Consider the following 18,830-nt stretch of genomic DNA (forward strand, 5'->3'; position numbering starts at 1 on the left):
GACCGACCGGACTGGTCTTTCCCTGAATTCAACGGTCGTGACCGACCCAGCAGGCAAGCGCGGGACCGCCGCATTCAACCCGGGTTCATGGGCCCGCAACCAAAAACGCAACATTCGCCGTGAAAGAGGCTTACAGAATATTGAGTGGAGGAGATGAGATTGGCAGGGCCAAGCACAGCGACGACGAAAGAAGGGGACGTGTGCGATGGCCCGCAAGCTCTCGACGGCAAAAACGAAGCCAACCACTAGCCGCGACGGCGTCGTGTATTCGGTGGTGGCGACGGCCGAGCGCCGCCACCTTCCACCCGCCCCGGGCAGCATCGACCGAGCGACCGAGCGAGCGACGCGCCGCATCGCAGCCATCGCACCGTTACGCGAAGCGTACCTTGAGTTGCTGCGCCCTCGTCTCGGTCGCGCCGCTTTTCGCGAACTTGAGGAACTCACCCTCAAGGCGGCGGAATGGGCGCAGTTGCACTTCGACCCCGAGAAGGGCCCACTTCGCCCATGGACCCTTGCGGCACTCGCACGCGCTTATCGACACCTCGTCGAGACTCACGGCCTCAAGGCGCTCCAGAGGGAATGGGTGGACCAGCAGGTACGCGATGCCGCCGCGATCAACGACGAGGGTGTCCTCCGCCTCTGGGACCATGTTCAGGCGAAGCTTCGGCGCCTCATGAACGCCAATCGGTCTCAGTGGTTCATCCCCGGGACACCAGCCGGGGAATTTATTGAGAATGCACGCCTTGAGGTGCTTGCCGCGCTGCGGAGTGGCGAGTTGGCCAGGCACGAGCACGCAGGCCGTGAGGCAATCGTCGACTTCGTCGTCCGCTTCCGGAACAGGGAACGTAAACGCCGCACCATCGCTGAGGTTCTCCTTCCGACCGATCTCATCCGCCCGCACGAGGAAGCCTTGGTCCGCCAGGACACCGAGGCAGAGGCACGCCTCTACGCCCGAGAGCGGGAGCGACTGCTGGGCAAACTTCCCGAGCACCTGACACGAATCCAGCGTCGATGGCTGACCGCCATGCGCGCCGACGTCACCTGGAATGACGACCTCAACCTCGCGCGCGTCGCACAACAACTGGAGAGAAACCGGTCAAGCGCGTCACGCGCCGCCGAGGAGATTGCCTCGGTGTTGCGCGAGCTGTTCGGCATCTCCGAGGACGAATGCCCCTGAGCAATGCGCATGGTCACGGGCTACAAGGAACGCCGCCAGCGTCAACTCCCCTGACACCGGGGGAGGGAGTGACGGTGGGAGGCCAGCCCTTCGCGCACCTGCTGTGCCACCCGGTGCTGCCCTAGCCCAGTCCTGGTGGCTGGCCACGGGAAGCCACACCGTGCAGCTCATCTACCGCAAGAACGGCAGCGGCACGGCCGGTGGCGACGCGGGCTGGGTGGACTACCTGCGGCTGGAGTGAGGAGCCCTCGGGGGCGTGGCCACCGAACGAAGCTAGAAAGCAGGGGACCTCCCGGGCGCGGTTTCGAGCAACTGGTCCGACAGTCGGACCAGCTCGCGCCAAGCGCGGTCGGAAGGTCTCGCAGGCAGCGCCCTTCAGCGACCTGGCTGAAGGGGATTGGAGCATGGCCCGGTAGAGCTCACCCCGGTCATGAAGATGTCCCGAGGAAGGTCGTCATCTCGCGCAGCACTTCGTCGTGGTGGGTGAGCCAGAGGTAGTGCCGCGCGTGCTCGAGCTTGACGCCCTTCCAGTTCGGCATGCTCAGCACCCTCTCCATTTCGGCGTCCCGCTCAAGCTTCCTGGGGACCAGGGTCCTACACGTCTCCTGCTGGGGAGGGGTCATCTGGGGGAAGCCGGGGATGTCCTCCGCCCGCTGGGGCCGGGGCGGACGCTCGCCCGCGGAGAAGAAGAGCACGGGCGCGCGCACGGCCGCGAAGTCCACCTTCAAGAACCCCTTCATCACCCGCTCCCCCGCGTGCGGCCACTCGTGGTCGCGCAGGTAGCGCCCGGTGTTCGGATCGAACTCGCTCGTCTCGTCGATCTCGTGTTCGGGCAACGCCCCTCCGACGCGGCGCGCGACCGCGGCGGCGACGGCGGCACGCGAGGCCACGTCCTCGGGAGCAGGCTCGCTCGGAGGCGGCATGGGCAGGACCGTCAGGAGTTCCGCCAGCAGGTCGCCGTCGGTCCGCACGTCCAGGTAGACCACCTTCTCCACGCGCTCCGGGTGATGGGTCGCCACCCACGTGAGCTCTGGCCCGGCGGCGGAGTGGCCCGCGAACGACGCCTTCGCGAGCCCCAGCCCATCCAGCACCCGGACGACGTCCTCGCCCAGGGTGGCGGTGTCGTAGCCCTGCTCGGGCCAGCTCGACGAGCCGAATCCCCGGCGCGTGACGGAGTAGACATGATGTGCCGCGGTGAATTCCGGCGCGAAGGTGTCGAAGACGTGGCCCGTGTTGCCGAGACCCGACAGGAAGACGAGTGCGGGCCCCCGGCCGCCGAAGTCGAGAACCTCGAGCTCGACGTTCTCGGCCACCTTCACCCGCTTCACCTGGTGCAACGCGCTGGAGCCGGCCGAAGCCGGGACCGGGACGGACGTCGTCGTCGCACAGGCCACCAGCGACACGCAGCAGAGGAGGAAGAGTGTTCGCATGGACCGACTCAACTACAGAAACGCGGCAACCACCATTCCGGGACCCTGGACACGCCGGAAGGGATGCGCGCTCGGTCCCCCCGTGTGCCGAGGGTGAGCGGGCGTTGCCGCCACCCTCCGGGCGCCCTACCGTGTGAGACCGAGGAGGCCCCCCTCCGCGTCGGGGCGCTCCGCCCGCATGCCTCGAGAGCCCCCGTCGTCCTGCCCGTTTCCCTGCCCCTGCTCGGGCACGCCAACCCCTGGGCGCTCCTGCTCACCAGGGAGGAGGGCTATTCACTCTCCACCGCCTCGCTCCTGTCCGAGCGCTACGCCTTCAAGAGCGATGAGAAGCCCTTCGTGCGCGAGCTGCTGCGCCGCAAGCGCAACCTATGGGTCTTCCGCTGCGATCAGCGCCGCTTCGCGGGGGACTTCGTGGTGGAGGGCGTGGAGGAGGAGGCGGCGGTGCTGGGCGCCAACGTGGTGCTCACCACGTCCACGCCCATCATCGACGTCACGGGCCCCGAGGAGAAGGGCATGAAAGAGAAGCCCACCAGGTCATTGCACCAGGAGCGCTCGTCGAATCCGAGCGTCCCCGTGTCCGCCGAGAACGCCGAGAACAGGCCCCCTCCGCTTGCTGCTAGTTTGCTGCTGGCCTCTTGGCCCCGGAAAGACGAAGGGCGCGGACCCGAGGATTTCTCCAAGGATTCCGCGCCCTTCTGATGGTCGGGGAGACAGGATTTGAACCTGCGACCCCTTGGTCCCGAACCAAGTGCTCTACCAGGCTGAGCCACTCCCCGATACCGCTATCGCCTTCGCCGGAACTGCTCTCGGGCCGTCGAAGTGGGCGGGGATGTACCCGACCCGCCCGGCCTAGTCAACGCCCATGGATCAGCTTTTCATCCTTGCATTCCTCCTGGGGTTTTCCAGGACCCGTGGGGCTCCATCGACCCGGGCTCCTCGCTCGTAACCCATCCATTTTCCGAGGGGAATCCATCAGGAACGCTGCTTGCTTGACTCGCCCACGAACAGCGAAGCCACCCCGGGGTCCCATGCTCTCTCCGGTCGTCCTCATCTCCGATGATGAGCCGCTCGTTGTCTCCGCCCTCTCCCGGGAGGCCCGCCGCTCGGGCCTCACCTCGGTGGCGGATACAACCTCGCAGCACGTCATCGAGCTGGCCCGGAAACACCGGCCAGCCGTCATCATCCTGGACATCCACCAACACCAGGATGGTCGTGATCTGCTCGCCCGCCTCAAGCAGGACCCGGAGACGCGCGAGTGCAAGGTCATCATCCTCAGTGGTGTGGAGGACCAGTTCACCCGCCATGTGTGCTTCGAGCTCGGCGCCGACGCCTACGAGGTGAAGCCGTTCGACCACACCTTCATGACGCGCGTGGCGCGCATGGCCGGAGTGAAGGCCGCCGCCGGAGCCTGAGCCGCTCCATCAGGGCCGCAGCGAGCGGATGGCCGCGGCGTAGTCCTTCGAGTTGAACACGTACGAGCCCGCCACCAGCACGGTGGCCCCGGCGTCCACCACCCGCCGGGCCGTCTCGGCGTTGATGCCGCCATCCACCTCGATGTCCGTGGACAGCCCCCGCGCATCCAGCATGGCGCGCAGCCGGCGCACCCTGTCCACCGTCTGCGGGATGAAGCTCTGTCCCCCGAAGCCGGGGTTCACGCTCATCAGCAGCACCATCTCCACGTCGCCCAGCACCTCCTCCACCGCGGAGAGCGGTGTGGCCGGGTTGAGCACCACCGCCGGCTTCGCCCCCGCGTGGCGGATCTGCTGCAGCGCCCGGTGCAGGTGCGTGCACGCCTCCACGTGCACCGTGAGGATGTCCGCCCCCGCCTTCGCGAAGGCGTCGATGTACTTCTCGGGCTCGACGATCATCAGGTGGACGTCCAGGGGCCGCGTGGCCACCTTCTTGATGGCCTCCACCACCACGGGTCCGATGGTGATGTTGGGGACGAAACGCCCGTCCATCACGTCCACGTGAATCCAATCCGCTCCGGCGGCCTCTACGGCCCGGACCTCCTCTGCCAGACGGCCGAAATCCGAGGACAGCAACGAGGGGGAGATGAGAACGCGGCGGCTCATGGGCGCTACATAGCGGCTTCCTCCTCCGGGTGGTACTCGCCAGGTAGGGGGGCAGGCGGCCAGGAGTGTCCTCCAGCCAGGAAGTCGCACCCCCTGGGGGGCGGGCGGCTCTTCTCCCGTGCTAAGAAGATTACTCCCAGGCCGTGCGCCGTCTCATTTCGGAGCCATCCCCGGTGCTTCCACAGACCCAGCCCGACCCCAACGACCTCACCCGGCGCCTCAAGAAGCTCACGTCCATCCTGGACGTCACCAAGGCCATGAGCGCCGAGCGCGACCTGGACCTGCTGCTGCCGCTCATCCTCTACGAGGCCACCAAGGTGGTGGAGGCGGATCGCTGTTCGCTCTTCGTGCTGGACCGCGAGCGCAACGAGCTGTGGAGCAAGGTGGCTCAGGGCTCCAAGAGTGAGATCCGTCTGCCGGTGGGCAGCGGCATCGCCGGACAGGTGGCCCAGACGGGAGACGTCATCAACCTCCCGGATGCCTACGCCGACGAGCGCTTCAACCGCACCTTCGACACCCTCAGCGGCTATCGCACCCAGAGTGTGCTCTGCGTGCCCATGCGCGACGCCAATGGCGAGGTCACCGGCGTCATCCAGGCGCTCAACAAGCTGAGCGGGCGCCCCTTCGACTCCGAGGACGAGGAGCTGCTGCTCGCCCTGGGCGCCCAGGCCGCCGGCGCCATCGAGAACGCCCTGCTCCACGAGGAGATCAACCGCCTCTTCGAGGGCTTCGTCTCCGCCTCGGTGGTAGCCATCGAATCGAGAGATCCCACTACCGCGGGCCACTCGGGCCGCGTGGCCAACCTCACCGTGGCCATGGCCCGCGCGCTCGAGCACGTGAGCACCGGCCCCTACGCCCGCACGCGCTTCAGCGTCACCGAGCTGCAGGAGCTGCGCTACGCCTCGCTGCTGCACGACTTCGGCAAGGTGGGCGTGCGCGAGCCCGTGCTCGTCAAGGCCGAGAAGCTCTACCCCCATGAGCTCGAGGTGCTGCGCGCCCGCTTCCAGCTCGCCCGCAAGGACCTGCAGCTGCAGAGCTACCGCCGCCGGCTCGCCTCCGCGAAGCTGCGCGGCACCCACCACCTGGCGGAGATCGACGCCGAGGAGGACGCCCGGCTCGCCCAGGAGCAGAAGCAACTGGACGAGGTGCTCGAGTTCGTCCTCACCTGCAACCGGCCCACGGTGCTCGCCCAGGGCAACTTCGAGCGGCTCCACGAGCTGCGGCACCTGCGCTTCCACGACGCCTTCGACCAGGAGCGCTCGCTGCTGATCGACCGGGAGATCCACTCGCTCTCCATCGCCAAGGGCACCCTCTCCGAGGAGGAGCGCCGGGAGATCGAAAGCCACGTCGAGCACACCTACCGCTTCCTGTCGCAGATTCCGTGGACGCGCACCCTGCGGCGTGTGCCGGAGATCGCCTACGCGCACCACGAGAAGCTCGACGGCACCGGCTACCCGCGCGCCGTCCCCGAGGGCGGCATCCCCGTGCAGTCGCGGATGATGTCCATCGCGGACATCTACGACGCCCTCACCGCCAGCGATCGGCCCTACAAGAAGGCCGTGCCCCACCAGCTCGCGCTCGACATCCTCAAGAAGGAGGCGAACAGCGGCCAGTTGGACCTCGAGCTGTTCCGCATCTTCGTCGAGGCGGAGATTCCCAAGCGGGCCCTGCAGCAGGACGCGCGCGGGTAGACCTCCACCCCGCTCCCCTCCCCGGGATGCAGGGAGGGGTGGCGAGAAAGGGAGACCTCAGCTGCCGATGACGTGCAGCCGCAGACTGTTGATCTTCCCGGGCTGGCCCACGGGCGCGCCGTAGACGATGACCACGCGGTCACCCTTGCGCGCCAGGCCCCGGGACACCAGCTCCTCCTCCACGCGGCGCACCATCGCCTCCGTCTCCTGGATGGGCTCGAGCACCCGCGGCACCACGCCCCACAGCAGCGCCAGCCGGCGGCGCACTTCCTGGTTGGGGCTGAAGGCCACGATGGGCACCGGCGGCCGGTAGTGCGACAGCAGCCGCGCCGTCACGCCCGACAGCGTGAAGGCCGCGATGAGCTGCGCCCCCGCCTGCTTCGCCGCGTAGCACGCGCTCGCGGCAATCACGTCCGGGAAGTGCGTGGGCAGTCCCACCGGAGGCTGCTGCGGCTGCGTCAGCCCCTGCGCCCGGATGGTGGACTCGGCCGCCAGCACGATGCGCTCCATCATCTGCACCGACTCGATGGGGAACTTGCCGCTGGCCGTCTCGCCCGACAGCATCACCGCATCCGCCCCGTCGAAGACGGCGTTGGCCACGTCACTGGCCTCGGCGCGCGTGGGCCGCGGGTTGTCGATCATCGAGTTGAGCATCTGCGTGGCCACGATGACCGGCAGGCCCCGCATGTTGCACCGGCGGACGATGTCCTTCTGGACCGAGGGCACCTCCTCGGGCGGAATCTCCACGCCCAGGTCGCCGCGCGCCACCATCACGCCGTCCGTCTTGTCCAGGATGGCGTCCAGCCGGGCGATCGCCTCCGGCTTCTCCAGCTTGGCGATGATGGGCACCGTGCGGCCCACCTCCGCCATGGCCGAGCGCGCCATGTCCAGGTCCGACGGCTGGCGCACGAAGGACAGGGCGATGAAGTCCACGCCCGCCTTGATGCCGAACACCAGATCCTCCCGGTCCTTCGGCGTCAGCGCGTCCGCGCGCACCGCCACTCCCGGCAGGTTGATGCCCTTGTTGTTCTTCAGGATGCCGCCGTGGATGACCTTCGTGCGGATGAGCTGCTTCTTGTCCGTCTCGAGGACCTTCAGCTCCAACAGGCCGTCATCCAGCAGGATGCGGTCTCCCGGATTCACGTCCGCCGCCAGGAACGGGTACGTGGTGGACACGATCTCATCCGTGCCCTTCACGCTCTCGTCCGTGGTGATGCGGAACTCGCCGCCTTCCTTCAGCTCGGTGCTGCCGGTGATGAAGCGGCCGGTGCGGATTTTGGGGCCCTGGAGGTCTCCCAGGATACCCACCGCCTTGCGGACCTTCAGCGAGGCCGCCCGGAGCTTGGCGATGTTCTCGGCGTGCTGCTCGTGGCTGCCGTGAGAGAAGTTGAGCCGGGCCACGTCCATACCGGCTTCAATCAGGGCCTCCAGCATTTCCTGGCTCTGGCTGGCCGGACCAAGGGTGCAAACAATCTTCGCGCGTCTCATATAAGCAAAAGAGAATTGGGCCGGGCGGCGCACAGGGTCAAGCAGCGTCCGCACTCGGCCGTCGATCGGTAAATTGGTAAAGCGGCGGGCAGGGGGCCGCGTCTCAGCCCCGCAACAAGAGGTTCAGGTTCTCGCGCTCCCAACGCAATGCGGCAGCGTAGAGCGGAAAAGCCTTCTCTCTGTCTCGGAAGGCGCGAGGGTGGTGCACCCTGCGGCCATTCCCATTCGAGCTGGGGAAGAGTTGGTGGAGCATCTCATGGAAGATGATGAACTCCACGAAGTAGGAAGGAACTTCCGCGCGGTCCAACGCGGGGTGGATTCGGATCTCCCGCGTCTGGTGATCATAGACCCCCAAACGGATGGACTTGCGCCGCCGCCGGGGAGGCATGCGGCCCCAGCCGATGCGCGCCTGGATGCCCTTCTGGAAGTAGGTGACGTTGAGCTCGTCGAAGAGCACCTGCAGGTCGAAGCAGCGGCCGCGGGGATCCAGGTCCGCCTCGGCCGAGTGGCGCTCCTGGCGGATGCGCGGCTGCTGGCCCCGGATGTAGTCGTCCAGCACTCCGCCCGCCAGTCGGTTGCCCCGGCCCGCGTAGTCCGCCACGGCGCGCACCACCGGCTCCGGCGCGTCCAGGAACATGTGGTGCAGCCGCAGTTGCAGCGCGTTGGCGCTGCGCCGGAAGGACACCATGGTGGAGCGGTTGTCCGTCACCGCCAGTCGCACCGGCATCCGCAGCTCGGCCGACAGCCGGTAGGCCAACGCCTCGGCCCGCGCCCACAGCTCCTCCCGGGTGGCCACCGAGACATGGGGCTGCATGTCCCCCGACGCGACTTCCTGGTGGAAGTTCTCCGCGAGCGGAACCAGCGCCTCCTCACGGAGGGCGGTGGCCAGGCGGTTGGAGGACTCCGCCGCGCGGTTGCGCGCAGGCAGGGACGCGGCGCCCTCACGAACGGGAGAGCGCGGGAAGAGGTGCATCTGGTGGGGCGGGAGCGACGGCACGCGGGCGGCATCGTACCCGGCGGCCCCTGGGACTCAAGGCCGGCGGCACCTGCCCGCCTGCCCACCGTCACCCCGTCAACCCCGCCCGTGTGCCCCCGCCTCCTCCGCGAGCAACGCTCCGAGCCGCTCCACCGCCTCTCGTGTGGTAGCGAAAGCCGACAGCACCTCGTCCATGCTCCCCGCCTCCTCCACCGCCAGGCATGCGCTGCCGCCCGCCCGGGCCTCGGCCAGGTCTCCGTAGCGTCCCACCTGCACGCTCCAGCTTCCGTCCGGCCAGCGCTCGAAGGGGTAGAGCCGGCAGGCCACCGGCCGCACGTCCCCGGGCAGCCCACACCCGCGTCCCTTCTCGTGGAAGACGCAGGCGCCCGCGCGAATGGCCAGCGTCAGCCGCACCGGGCCCCGCCGGAAGTAGCCACGGTAGAGGGGCCGGCGCGTCTCGTACCCTGCCGCCTCCTCCTCGGTGAGGTACTCCTCGGTGACGAAGCGCCTCGGCGCGAGCCCCGTGTGCGCGGCGATGCGCTCCACGTCCGAGCGCGTGAGGGTGGCCAGCTGCTCCCCCTCCTTCACCTCGCAGCACGAGGCGCCCAACACCACCGGACAACGGGCGCACACCGGGCCCATGGGGGGCTTCACACTCATGGGACGGGGGGCGCCTCGCCTCCGCGCGTCTTCAACAGCCGCTCCAACCGATCCGGCTCCATGCGCACCACCAGCGTCTTCTCCCGTGTGTAGAGCACCTGCCCGTGCGCCCCTCCCTTCACCTTCTTCACGAACTTCACCGGCACCCAGCTCACCTCGCCCCGGGGCTCGCCCTTCGCGCCCGAGTGGTGCAGCGCCAGGTGCGCCGCATCCAATAGCACCTCCTGCGACACCTCCACGTCCTTCGCCAACGGCACCACCACGTGGCTGCCCGGCTGCCCCCTCGCGTGCAGCCACAGGTGGTAGGGCCGCGCCACCTTGAAGGTGAGCGTGTCGTTGTCCTCGCCTCCCTTGCCCACCCAGATGCGCTGGCCTCCATGCCCCACGTACTCCTTGAAGGGCCGGGCCTCGGGCGGGCCCTCCTCGGCGGCCGACTGCTGCAACACCTCCGCCTGCGCCAGCAGCGAGTCCTCGTCCAACGACTCCAGCTGCTTCAGCGCCGCCTCCGCGTGAGCCACCTCGCGCGCCAGCTCCGCCTCGCGCTGCCGCGCATGCTCCACGCCCCTCAGCAGCCGCCGGTACTGGTGGAAGTGCCAGTCCGCCTCCTCCTTCGGCGTCCGCTTCGGGTCCAACTTCACCTGCACCTCCTCCATCCCCGACTCGGTGTACGCGGTGAGTGTCACCTCCGTGGCCCCCCGCTTCAGGCGGTAGAGGTTCTGGGTGAGCAGCTCCCCCAGCTGCCGGTGGCGCTCGGCCTCCGGGCCGCGCGAAGCCTCCGTGCGTACCTTCTCCAATGTGCGGCCCGAACGCTTGAGGCGGGCCCGGTACGGCAGCGCCAGGCGCCGGCGGATGGCCTCCGCCCGGCTCGTCTTGTCCTTCGGCCCGAGCAGCCGCTCGGCCTCCTCCGCGTAGGGGGCGAAGTCCAGGGGGTATGGCGTATGGGTGGTGAAGCGCGAGGGAGCGGCCCTGGCTCGGGCGAGCGCCTCGGGAGACAGCGGCTCCGGCGGCGTCCACTGCGCCCCCGGATGCAGGGCTCGCCGCTGCGCCAGCCCCTCGCCCGAGAGCATCAGCACCCGGCCCGAGTCCGTCAGCAGCACGAGCCCTCCGGGCGAGCCCAGCTCCAGCACCAGCCTCCGCCGGGAGTCCTCGCTCTGGAAGTCGAGCGTCACCAGGCGCTCCGGCTCCGACCACGAGGCGCCGATCAGCTTGAGCCCCACCAGCTCCTGCCGCAGCCAGCGCTGGAAGGGAGCCGGCTCGCCCGGCGTGGGAAAGCGCTCCTGCGCTACCGAGACACGAGCGAGCTCGCCCTCCGCGCACAGGCACAGGAGGACGGAGCGCCCGGGCACCCGCACCTCCAGGTAGGCCAGACGCGGCAGCGGACACCACGCCTTCTGCACCACCGCGCCGGCCAGCCGCGTGGACACCTCCGGCACCACCAGCTCCAACTCCGAGGGACGCAGCGACACCCGAGTCCTCCTGGCAGAAAAAACGAGAACGGCCCGGCGGAATCCGCCGAGCCGTTCAAACTGCGCGAAATCACTACCCTACGTCTAGCCCTCGCTGGGGGCGGCCTCGGGGGCCTTCGCCGCGCTCTTGCGGCGGGTGGTCTTGCGGGCGGCGGTCTTCTTGCCCGCGGCCTTCTTCGCCGTGGCCTTCTTGGCGGTCCGAGGAGCAGCGGACTTGCGGGTGGTCTTCTTCGCGGCAGTCTTCTTCGTCGCGGCCTTCTTCGCGGTCTTCTTCTTCGCGGCCATCTAAAGCCTCCGTTGGTTCACCGCCACTCGCTTAAGGAGAGTGGGGCCTGCACTCGCATGAGGAGTGCTTGTCATGAATGGTAGAGATGCCGTGCCAGTGTGTCAACGCATGGTGATGTAGTGCAACGCGTGGCGTGCCGATTTTTCGGCATCCGGCGCGTTCAGAGCCCTCGAACACACCTTCGCGAGCCCGGAGCGCATGTGCGCGGAGGCCGATTTTCAGGCCTCGGCGGCGTTTCATTCCCCTCGAGCACGCGCGCGACCGTCATCTCGTGCGCACTCGAATCCGCTCCGGCACGCGCACGGCGCACTTTGCGCGCACGAGCGCCGCGTCTACGGTGCGCGCCCGTCATGAGTGCTCACGAGATGACCTTCCCCTCGGATTTCACCTTCGGCGTGGCCACCTCCTCGTACCAGGTGGAGGGCGGCATCGAGAACGACTGGGCCGAGTGGGAGCGCGCCGGGAAGCTGAAGGAGCCGCACGTGCGCTGCGGCCGCGCGGTGGACCACTGGAACCGCTACGAGGAGGACTACGGCCTGGCGCTGGAGGTGGGAGCCACGGCGTTCCGCATGTCGCTGGAGTGGGCGCGCATCGAGCCGGAGCGCGGGCGGCTGGACGGCGCGGCGCTCGAGGCCTACCGCGAGCGGCTGCTGCGGATGAAGGCGCGCGGCCTGCGCCCGGTGGTGACGCTCCACCACTTCACCCACCCCACCTGGTTCCACCGCGACACGCCCTGGCACCTGCCCTCGAGCGTGGACGCCTTCCGCGCCTACGCTCGCGCCTGCGCCCCTCTTCTCAAGGGGTTGGACGCGCTCGTCATCTCGCTCAACGAGCCCATGGTGCTGCTGCTCGGCGGCTACCTGCAGGGGCTCATCCCCCCGGGCATCGCGGATGGAGCGAAGACGATGGCCGCGATGGAGAACATGGTGCGCGCCCACGTGGCCGCTCGCGAGGAGCTCCAGGCGGTGCTCGGCCCCGTGGAGCTGGGCATCTCGCAGAACATGCTGGCCTTCGCGCCGGACCGGTGGTGGCACCCGTTGGATCGCGCGCTCGTCCGGCTGAGCGCCCAGGCCTACAACCACGCCTTCCACGAGGCGCTGGTGTCCGGACGACTGCGGGTGAACATGCCCGGCATCGGCTCCACCCGCGTGGACATCCCCGGGGGGCGCGGCTCGTGCGACTTCATCGGGATGAACTACTACACGCGCGCCCACCTGCGCTTCATCCCGCGCCCCCCCTTCATCTCCTTCCAGTACCGGGACACGCGCGGCCGGGGCCTCACCGACATCGGTTGGGAGCTCTGGCCCGAGGGCTTCGGCCAGATTCTGCGCGAGCTCAAGCGGTACGGACTGCCCGTGTGGGTGACGGAGAACGGAATCGACGACCGCGGCGGGCAGAGCCGGCCGTCCTACCTCCATACGCACCTGGGCCAGGTGCTGGAGGCGCGCGCCCAGGGCGTGGACGTGCGCGGCTACCTCTATTGGAGCCTGCTGGACAACTTCGAGTGGCTGGAGGGCTGGGGGCCTCGCTTCGGCCTGTACCACGTGGACTTCGAGACACTCGAGCGCCGCCCCACCCCGGCCTGCCATTACTTCAAGGAGATCGCGACCACGCGGCGGCTCGTCCCGCCGGAGGCCGTGCCCTCCCCCACGCAGGCTCAGCCGAGCGCCGCCCGGTAGTCGACATCCTGCTCCTCCTCGGGCGCGTGGGGGTCCACGTGCGCGGAGAGGAAGAAGCGGCGCACTGCGTCCCGTACCGCCTCGGCCGAGTCGAGCTGGTTGACCTCGGAGCGGAAGACGGCGGCCCCGCGCAGGCCGTGGCCGTACCAGGCCAGGTGCTTGCGGAAGGAGCGCACCGCGGGGAGCTCCTCGCCCACGAACTCGATATGGGCGGCGAAGTGCTGGAGCACCAGCTCGCTGCGCTCCTCCGGCGTGGGGGGCGGGCCGCCGAGCAGCTCGCGGAAGATCCACGGATTGCCCAGCGCTCCCCGGCCGATCATCACGAAGTCGCAGCCGGTGGTCTCCAGCATCCGGCGGGCGTCGGCGGGCGTCTTCACGTCCCCGTTGCCGATGATGGGCCTGTCCGGAAAGTGGCGCTTGAGGTCGGCGATGACGCTCCAGTCCGCCTGCCCCGAGTAGCCCTGGGCCCGGGTGCGCGGGTGGATGGCGAGCGCGGCACACCCAGCCTCGAAGAGCTTCCCCGCCACCTGGAGGTAGTTGCGGCTGTGGGCGTCCCAGCCCGAGCGGATTTTACAGGTGACGGGCAGGCCCGTGGCCGCGTGAATCTCCCGCACGAGGGCGGCGCCCCGATCCGGCTCGCACAGCAGGGCGCTGCCGGCGCCGTTCTTCGTCACCTTCTTCACCGGGCAGCCCATGTTGATGTCGATGAGTTGCGCCCCGTACTGCTTGCCGATGACCGCCGCGCGCGCCATGGCCTCCGGCTCGCCCCCGAAAATCTGGAGGCTGTAGGGCCGCTCCACCTCCGCGTCGAAGCGGAGATACTTGAGGGTGCGCTGGTTGGTGCGCATCAGGCCCTGGGCACTCACCAGCTCGGTGGGGCAGAGAGCGGCCCCCATGCGGAAGGCGATGACGCGGAAGGGCCTCTCGCTCACCCCGGCCATGGGAGCGAGGATGAAGGGGTTGGGCAGCGTGTAGGGACCGATGCGGAGCATGGCGGCGGGGGAACCTAGCGGATTAGCGGGATTGTTCCAGGGCCCGAGCGATGGCCTGCGCGGCCGCCCTCCTTTGGTTAAGGTCCGCTCCATGCTGCGCTTCCGGCTCGGGGGCATCCCCGTCGAGGTCCACCTCTCGCACCTGCTCTTCTCCGCCCTGCTGGGCGTACTGATGGTGCGGGACATGCCGGCGCTGGACCCGAACGTCTGGCCCTACCGCGAGCTCCAGCACCCTGGACGTCCCGGGTATGCCCCGACGGCGCTGCTCGTCGTCGCCTCGTGGATGCTCATCATCTTCCTGTCGGCGCTCGTCCACGAGTCGGGCCACGCGCTCATGCTCCGGGCCTTCGGCTACCGGCCGAGCATCCAGCTCATCTGGCTGGGAGGCACCACCCGGCCCAACTCCCCCATTCCCATCCCGTGGAACAAGCTGGTGGCGATCACCGCCGCGGGGCCCCTCTCCGGACTGCTGCTCGCACTGGGCTCGGCGGGGCTGCGGCACTATGTGGTGGCGGCGGACTCCGAGCGGCTGCGCTTCCTGCTCAGCTGGTTCTTCATGGCCAACGTCTTCTGGGCCCTCTTCAACCTGCTCCCCGTCCCCACCCTGGATGGAGGCACCATCCTGAGCACCCTGGCCGCCCGCTTCTTCGGAAAGACGGGCTTCATGGGGGCGCAGCTGCTGGCGCTCGTGCTGTGCATCGCGCTGGTGGCCTTCGGGGCCCGCCATGCGCCCGTCCTCGCCATCCTCTTCGGCCTCTACGGCTTCCAGGCGCTGCGGCTGCTCATGGCCACCTCGCGCGGAGACCTCCAGGTGTCCACGGGCGTGGCGCCGGAGCCCCTGGTGCGCGAGCTCCAGCAGGCCCGGGCGGCCATGAGCGGTGGACGGCTGGACGAGGCCCGCCAGCGGACCCTCTCCGTGCTGGACGCTCCGGGGTGCACTCCGGAGCTGGCCTCGCGCGCCCACCACCTGCTCGGCTGGGTGGCCCTCAAGAACGGCCAGGGCCGCATGGCGCTGGACCACTTCGCCCAGGCGCAGCGCATGCCGGTGGAGACCCACGCCCTGGCGGCGGCCTTCTCACTGATCGGCGACGAGCCGCGGGCGCTCACCTTGTGGGAGATGGCCTGGCAGGAGACCCAGGACCGCACCGTGCTGCATGAGTACGCGGGCTCGCTCATCCGCGCCGAGCGGGTGCACAAGGCCCTGCGGCTGCCCGGGGTGGACGCCGAGACCGCCTTCATTTGTGCCGAGCGGCCCCTCTTCATCCGTGGGGCGTACTCGGAGGCGGCGGCGATCGCCGAGGCGGGCCTGCTCCATGCCCCGGCCGCTCGCCTGGCCTATGACGCGGCGTGCGCTCATGCCCGGGCCCGACACCCCCATGACGCGATGCGCATGCTGCGGCGCGCCACCGAGCTGGGCTTCGACGATGCGCCCTACGCGGAATCCGACGAGGATCTCTCCGCGTTGCATGGATATCCAGACTTCGAGCGGTGGCTGACGGAGCTGCAGAAATCTGTCTCCGCCTGACAGAGCCATGACATCAGGGGGTGTTGATGCGGGACGAGGCTGAGCACCTTCTGCTCGGTCTGCATCCAGCCGAGGCTCCCTTGACTGAATCCACCTCCGCGCCGACCCAGGAGAAGATCAACTGGGTGTCGTCCATCCCGTTCATCGGTGTGCACCTGATGTGCCTCTTCGTGTTCTACACGGGGGCGCGGCCGGTGGACGTCGCGGTCTGCGTGGGACTGTACGTCTTCCGCATGTGGGGCATCACCGCCGGCTTCCACCGGTACTTCAGCCACCGCGCCTACAAGGCGGGCCGCGGCTTCCAGTTCTTCCTGGCGCTGGCCGGCACCCTGTCGCTCCAGAAGGGCGTGCTCTGGTGGGCGGCGCACCACCGGCACCACCACCGGTACTCGGACCAGGAGCAGGACATCCACTCCCCCCTCCAGAAGGGCTTCTGGTGGAGCCACGCAGGGTGGATCCTCTGCGACAAGTACAATGAGACGCGCTACGAGAGCATCAAGGACTTCGCGCGCTTCCCGGAGCTGGTGTGGCTCAACAAGCTGCACGTGGTGCCGGGCATCCTGCTGGCCGTGGCCCTCTACTTCATCGGCGGCTTCTCGATGCTGGTGTGGGGCTTCTTCGTGAGCACCACCCTGCTCTACCACGGCACCTTCACCATCAACTCGCTCAGCCACGTGTTCGGCAAGCGCCGCTACAAGACGACGGACACCAGCAAGAACAACTGGCTGCTGGCGCTCATCACCCTGGGCGAGGGCTGGCACAACAACCACCACTTCCACCAGAACACCGCCAACCAGGGCTGGTTCTGGTGGGAGGTGGACCTGAGCTACTACTCGCTCAAGGCGCTCTCCTGGGTGGGACTGGTGAGCGATTTGCGCACACCCTCCGAGCAGACGAAGTACTCGTACCTGAAGTACTCGCCGGAGGAGCGCGCGGAGCTCAACGCCCCGGTGCGCATCCCCTGGCTGGCCCCCGTGGCCGCCAAGAAGAAGGCCGCCGAGGAGAAGATGAAGGCCGCCGAGGAGAAGATGCGCGAGGCCCTGGCCGCCGCGGCCGACAGCCTGCCCTCCTCCGCGCCGTCCCCCCAGGCGCTGCTCAAGCGCCAGTGAAGTAGGGGGGGCGGAAGCTTCGGGCCCGGGGTAGAGTTTCCTCCCCCGGACGAACCGTGCCGCCCCACCCGATGAAACCCGGAATCGCCCCCGCGCGTACCGCTGATGAATCGGCGCCCTCCCCGGCCGCTGGTGAGTCGGACGAGGTACTGATGACGCGCTTCCTCCAGGGCGATGCCCGGGCCTTCGATGCCCTCTTCCAGCGCTACGCGAGGCCGATCCACGGCTACCTGGCGCGGTTGACGGGTAGCCCCGCCGCGGCGGAGGACCTGTCACAGCAGACGTTCCTGTCCCTGGTGCGGGCGCGCGGGCGCTTCCAGGAGGGCTCGCGGGTGAAGCCGTGGCTGTACGCCATCGCCACCAACGCGGCGCGGGACTGGCAGCGGCGCAAGCGCCCCGAGGACCTGACGGAAGAGGGCGAGCTGCCCACCGTCGTGGCCGCAGAGGAGCCGGCGCACCGGGACTCGGGGCTGGAACACGCGGTGCAGCGCGCCCTGGCGGAGCTGCCCGAGGGCCAGCGCATCCCCATCGTGCTGCACCGCTTCGAGGGGATGGGCTTCGCGGAGATCGCCGAGTCGATGGGGCTGACGGAGTCGGCGGTGAAGGTGCGGGCGCACCGGGGCTACGCGCGGCTGCGCGAGCTGCTGGCCGCCCTGCGGGAGGAGACGCGATGAGTCCCGAGTGCACGCGCGTGCTGGACAGCCTGGGCCAGCCGCTCCCACCGGAGCTGACCACGCACGTGGCCTCGTGCGCCGAGTGCCGCGCACTGCTGGAGGGCTTCGGCGCCCTGGAGGGCATCCCCACTCCGGCCCAGGCCGCGGCGGCGGAGCCGGCACTCGAGTCCGTCCGGGCCCAGGCCCTTCAGGAGCTGGCGGCCCATCCGAAGGCGACCCCCTGGTGGCGCGAGGTGCTGGTGCTGGTGGGCGTGTACGCGGGCATGACGGCGCTGGGGGCGATGGTGCTCTCGCAGGTGGGGCTCTTCCGGAACGCGGCGTCGATGGGAGTCGTGGTGGGTCTGGCCGCGCTCGTGCTGATGATGATGGTGGGGGGAGCCGTGGTGGCGCTGGCACCCTCGCGCCAGGTGGCCTGGGGACTGGTGGGGACGAGCACGGCGGTGGTGGCACTCTCGGTGGTCCTGGGAGGCTCGGGGCTCGCGGGCATGGGCTTCCTGGCGGGCCTCATCGGGTGCGTGCGGGTGCACATGCTGCTGTCGGCGCTGCCCCTGCTGGCGGCGCTGGTGATGCTGCGGCGCTCGGCGTACCACCCGGCACGGGCGGTGGCCGCGGGGCTCTCGGCGGGAGCGGTGGGCCTGCTGCTGCTGCACATGCACTGCCCGAATGGAAGCACGGTGCACCTGGCGGCCGCGCACGTGGGGCCGTGGCTGCTCCTGGGTGGGCTGGCCCTGCTCGTGCGCTCCCGCCTGCCAACGAACAACCACGCGCCCTGAGCCGGGTACACTCCCGGCCATATGACGCATGCCCCCCTCCTCGCACTCGCCCTGGTGCTGACGGCCGGAGAGCCGCGCCCCCCCACTCCCGTCCTGGTGGAGCTCTTCACCTCCGAGGCCTGTGACAACTGTCCGAGCAAGGAGGAGCTCCTCGCCCGGCTCGCGAAGACGCAGCCCGTGGCGGGCGTGGAGCTCATCCCGCTGGCCTTCCACATGGACGCCTACGACGGCCTGGGGTGGAAGGACCGCTTCGGCCTGCCGGACGCCACACAGCGGCAACGCCGCTACAACGCCGTGCACAACCACGGGAAGCTCTTCGCGCCCCACATGGTGGTGGATGGCGTGCGCTCCTTCCTGGCCAACGAGGAGCAGGCCCGCGCCCAGGTGACGGAGGCCTCCCATCTGCGCAAGGCACCCGTGCGGCTCACCGCGCGCACCGAGAAGAACGAGCTGGTGCTCGAGGTGCACCTGGACGCGAAGCCCGAGCAGGACGTCGAGGTCTGGGCCGCGCTCGTGGAGGACGGCCTGTCCACGAAGGTGACGGCGGGCCCCAACAAGGGGCGGACGCTGATCCACGCGGCGACGGTGCGTACCTGGGCAGTGCTCCCCCCGCCCGCGTCCGAGGCCAACGGCTTCACCACCCAGGCGCGGCTGAGGCTGGAGCCCGCGTGGAAGCGCGAGCGGATGCGCGTGGTGGTGGCGCTGCAGAAGCCCTGGGGCGGCCGGGTCGAGGGGCTGGCCTCCCAGATGCTCGGCACGAAGCCTTGAGCGAGCTCTCGCTGGGCACGCTCCGAGAGCCGCCCAGCCTGCCACCGCACCGGCCGCCCCC

18 protein-coding genes, 1 tRNA gene and 1 pseudogene are annotated in these 18,830 nt (G+C 69.3%); 11 read left to right on the forward strand and 9 right to left on the reverse strand.

What is annotated here, in order from left to right; all coding sequences use genetic code 11:
• Window positions 1-205 precede the first annotated feature (205 nt).
• Together DAT35_RS58075 and DAT35_RS58910 are read left to right on the forward strand one after the other, a co-directional pair.
• Complete coding sequence (locus tag DAT35_RS58075) at window positions 206-1,177, forward strand: hypothetical protein (protein ID WP_146209668.1); 972 nt, start codon at window positions 206-208, stop codon at window positions 1,175-1,177.
• A gap of 103 nt (window positions 1,178-1,280) precedes the next feature.
• Window positions 1,281-1,418, forward strand: coding sequence for a hypothetical protein (locus DAT35_RS58910; RefSeq protein ID WP_158501655.1), 138 nt, complete (start codon window positions 1,281-1,283; stop codon window positions 1,416-1,418).
• A gap of 187 nt (window positions 1,419-1,605) precedes the next feature.
• Here the strand turns inward: DAT35_RS58910 and DAT35_RS11565 are convergent, their stop codons facing one another.
• Window positions 1,606-2,607 (reverse strand): alpha/beta fold hydrolase, encoded by a 1,002-nt coding sequence (locus DAT35_RS11565; protein WP_233261415.1) that lies wholly within the window; start codon window positions 2,605-2,607, stop codon window positions 1,606-1,608.
• A gap of 411 nt (window positions 2,608-3,018) precedes the next feature.
• Between DAT35_RS11565 and DAT35_RS59855 the strand changes: the two are divergent.
• Window positions 3,019-3,147, forward strand: a pseudogene (locus DAT35_RS59855) (2,3,4,5-tetrahydropyridine-2,6-dicarboxylate N-succinyltransferase); the annotation flags it as partial.
• Window positions 3,148-3,306: 159 nt separating this feature from the next.
• Here DAT35_RS59855 and DAT35_RS11575 read toward each other — a convergent pair.
• Window positions 3,307-3,383 (reverse strand) — tRNA-Pro (locus DAT35_RS11575).
• 252 nt (window positions 3,384-3,635) lie between these two features.
• Here DAT35_RS11575 and DAT35_RS11580 point away from each other — a divergent pair.
• Window positions 3,636-4,019, forward strand: a complete 384-nt coding sequence (locus DAT35_RS11580) for a two-component system response regulator (RefSeq protein ID WP_108066998.1) — start codon at window positions 3,636-3,638, stop codon at window positions 4,017-4,019.
• A gap of 9 nt (window positions 4,020-4,028) precedes the next feature.
• Here the strand turns inward: DAT35_RS11580 and rpe are convergent, their stop codons facing one another.
• Window positions 4,029-4,682: a ribulose-phosphate 3-epimerase gene (rpe, locus tag DAT35_RS11585; protein ID WP_108066999.1), complete on the reverse strand. Its 654-nt coding sequence runs from the start codon at window positions 4,680-4,682 to the stop codon at window positions 4,029-4,031.
• Between the two features lie 173 nt (window positions 4,683-4,855).
• Here rpe and DAT35_RS11590 point away from each other — a divergent pair, with 173 nt between their 5' ends.
• Window positions 4,856-6,373 (forward strand): HD family phosphohydrolase, encoded by a 1,518-nt coding sequence (locus DAT35_RS11590; protein WP_108067000.1) that lies wholly within the window; start codon window positions 4,856-4,858, stop codon window positions 6,371-6,373.
• Window positions 6,374-6,430: 57 nt separating this feature from the next.
• Here DAT35_RS11590 and pyk read toward each other — a convergent pair whose 3' ends face one another.
• The 5 genes from pyk to DAT35_RS11615 all read right to left on the reverse strand — a co-directional run bounded on the left by pyk (window position 6,431) and on the right by DAT35_RS11615 (window position 11,248).
• Window positions 6,431-7,861, reverse strand: a complete 1,431-nt coding sequence (gene pyk / locus DAT35_RS11595) for a pyruvate kinase (protein WP_108067001.1) — start codon at window positions 7,859-7,861, stop codon at window positions 6,431-6,433.
• 103 nt (window positions 7,862-7,964) lie between these two features.
• A complete protein-coding gene (locus DAT35_RS11600; RefSeq protein WP_108067002.1) occupies window positions 7,965-8,858 on the reverse strand; it encodes a hypothetical protein in 894 nt (297 codons plus the stop codon).
• Window positions 8,859-8,933: 75 nt separating this feature from the next.
• A complete protein-coding gene (locus tag DAT35_RS11605) occupies window positions 8,934-9,497 on the reverse strand; it encodes a YkgJ family cysteine cluster protein (RefSeq protein ID WP_108067003.1) in 564 nt (187 codons plus the stop codon).
• Window positions 9,494-10,963, reverse strand: coding sequence for an NFACT RNA binding domain-containing protein (locus DAT35_RS11610; protein WP_108067004.1), 1,470 nt, complete (start codon window positions 10,961-10,963; stop codon window positions 9,494-9,496). Before DAT35_RS11610 ends, DAT35_RS11605 begins: the two co-directional genes overlap by 4 nt.
• 84 nt (window positions 10,964-11,047) lie before the next feature.
• Entirely contained in the window at window positions 11,048-11,248 is a 201-nt protein-coding gene (locus DAT35_RS11615; RefSeq protein ID WP_108067005.1) for an excinuclease ABC subunit A, read from the reverse strand.
• Window positions 11,249-11,599: 351 nt separating this feature from the next.
• Here DAT35_RS11615 and DAT35_RS11620 point away from each other — a divergent pair, with 351 nt between their 5' ends.
• Complete coding sequence (locus DAT35_RS11620; RefSeq protein WP_108067006.1) at window positions 11,600-12,928, forward strand: glycoside hydrolase family 1 protein; 1,329 nt, start codon at window positions 11,600-11,602, stop codon at window positions 12,926-12,928.
• On the opposite strand, the gene dusB is transcribed toward DAT35_RS11620, so the two are convergent.
• The gene (gene dusB, locus DAT35_RS11625) at window positions 12,907-13,920 is read right to left on the reverse strand and encodes a tRNA dihydrouridine synthase DusB (protein WP_108067007.1); all 1,014 of its coding nucleotides are present in this window, start codon (window positions 13,918-13,920) and stop codon (window positions 12,907-12,909) included. The two genes, DAT35_RS11620 and dusB, sit on opposite strands and share 22 nt — an antisense overlap.
• Before the next feature lie 91 nt (window positions 13,921-14,011).
• On the opposite strand from dusB, the gene DAT35_RS11630 reads away from it, so the two are divergent.
• From DAT35_RS11630 to DAT35_RS11650, 5 genes are all read left to right on the forward strand, one after another.
• Window positions 14,012-15,445 (forward strand): site-2 protease family protein, encoded by a 1,434-nt coding sequence (locus DAT35_RS11630; protein ID WP_108067240.1) that lies wholly within the window; start codon window positions 14,012-14,014, stop codon window positions 15,443-15,445.
• Between the two features lie 26 nt (window positions 15,446-15,471).
• Window positions 15,472-16,554 carry a fatty acid desaturase gene (locus tag DAT35_RS11635; RefSeq protein ID WP_108067008.1) on the forward strand — a complete coding sequence of 361 codons (1,083 nt, stop codon included), beginning with the start codon at window positions 15,472-15,474 and terminating at the stop codon, window positions 16,552-16,554.
• A gap of 152 nt (window positions 16,555-16,706) precedes the next feature.
• Window positions 16,707-17,228, forward strand: coding sequence for an RNA polymerase sigma factor (locus DAT35_RS11640; protein WP_108067009.1), 522 nt, complete (start codon window positions 16,707-16,709; stop codon window positions 17,226-17,228).
• Window positions 17,225-18,001, forward strand: coding sequence for an NrsF family protein (locus DAT35_RS11645; RefSeq protein WP_108067010.1), 777 nt, complete (start codon window positions 17,225-17,227; stop codon window positions 17,999-18,001). Before DAT35_RS11640 ends, DAT35_RS11645 begins: the two co-directional genes overlap by 4 nt.
• 21 nt (window positions 18,002-18,022) lie before the next feature.
• Entirely contained in the window at window positions 18,023-18,769 is a 747-nt protein-coding gene (locus DAT35_RS11650) for a DUF1223 domain-containing protein (protein ID WP_108067011.1), read from the forward strand.
• The last annotated feature ends 61 nt before the right edge of the window (window positions 18,770-18,830 follow it).

This window comes from Vitiosangium sp. GDMCC 1.1324, assembly GCF_003044305.1.
GTDB lineage: Bacteria > Myxococcota > Myxococcia > Myxococcales > Myxococcaceae > Archangium.

Bases quoted from the DNA above. Each gene is read 5' to 3' on its own strand.
- DAT35_RS11615 (WP_108067005.1), bottom strand. From the start codon at position 11,248: ATGGCCGCGAAGAAGAAGACCGCGAAGAAGGCCGCGACGAAGAAGACT.
- DAT35_RS11630 (WP_108067240.1), top strand. From the start codon at position 14,012: ATGCTGCGCTTCCGGCTCGGGGGCATCCCCGTCGAGGTCCACCTCTCG.
- DAT35_RS11640 (WP_108067009.1), top strand. From the start codon at position 16,707: ATGACGCGCTTCCTCCAGGGCGATGCCCGGGCCTTCGATGCCCTCTTC.
- DAT35_RS11580 (WP_108066998.1), top strand. From the start codon at position 3,636: ATGCTCTCTCCGGTCGTCCTCATCTCCGATGATGAGCCGCTCGTTGTC.
- DAT35_RS11620 (WP_108067006.1), top strand. From the start codon at position 11,600: ATGAGTGCTCACGAGATGACCTTCCCCTCGGATTTCACCTTCGGCGTG.
- DAT35_RS11635 (WP_108067008.1), top strand. From the start codon at position 15,472: ATGCGGGACGAGGCTGAGCACCTTCTGCTCGGTCTGCATCCAGCCGAG.
- DAT35_RS11605 (WP_108067003.1), bottom strand. From the start codon at position 9,497: ATGAGTGTGAAGCCCCCCATGGGCCCGGTGTGCGCCCGTTGTCCGGTG.
- DAT35_RS11650 (WP_108067011.1), top strand. From the start codon at position 18,023: ATGACGCATGCCCCCCTCCTCGCACTCGCCCTGGTGCTGACGGCCGGA.
- pyk (WP_108067001.1), bottom strand. From the start codon at position 7,861: ATGAGACGCGCGAAGATTGTTTGCACCCTTGGTCCGGCCAGCCAGAGC.
- rpe (WP_108066999.1), bottom strand. From the start codon at position 4,682: ATGAGCCGCCGCGTTCTCATCTCCCCCTCGTTGCTGTCCTCGGATTTC.
- dusB (WP_108067007.1), bottom strand. From the start codon at position 13,920: ATGCTCCGCATCGGTCCCTACACGCTGCCCAACCCCTTCATCCTCGCT.
- DAT35_RS11645 (WP_108067010.1), top strand. From the start codon at position 17,225: ATGAGTCCCGAGTGCACGCGCGTGCTGGACAGCCTGGGCCAGCCGCTC.
- DAT35_RS58075 (WP_146209668.1), top strand. From the start codon at position 206: ATGGCCCGCAAGCTCTCGACGGCAAAAACGAAGCCAACCACTAGCCGC.
- DAT35_RS11565 (WP_233261415.1), bottom strand. From the start codon at position 2,607: ATGCGAACACTCTTCCTCCTCTGCTGCGTGTCGCTGGTGGCCTGTGCG.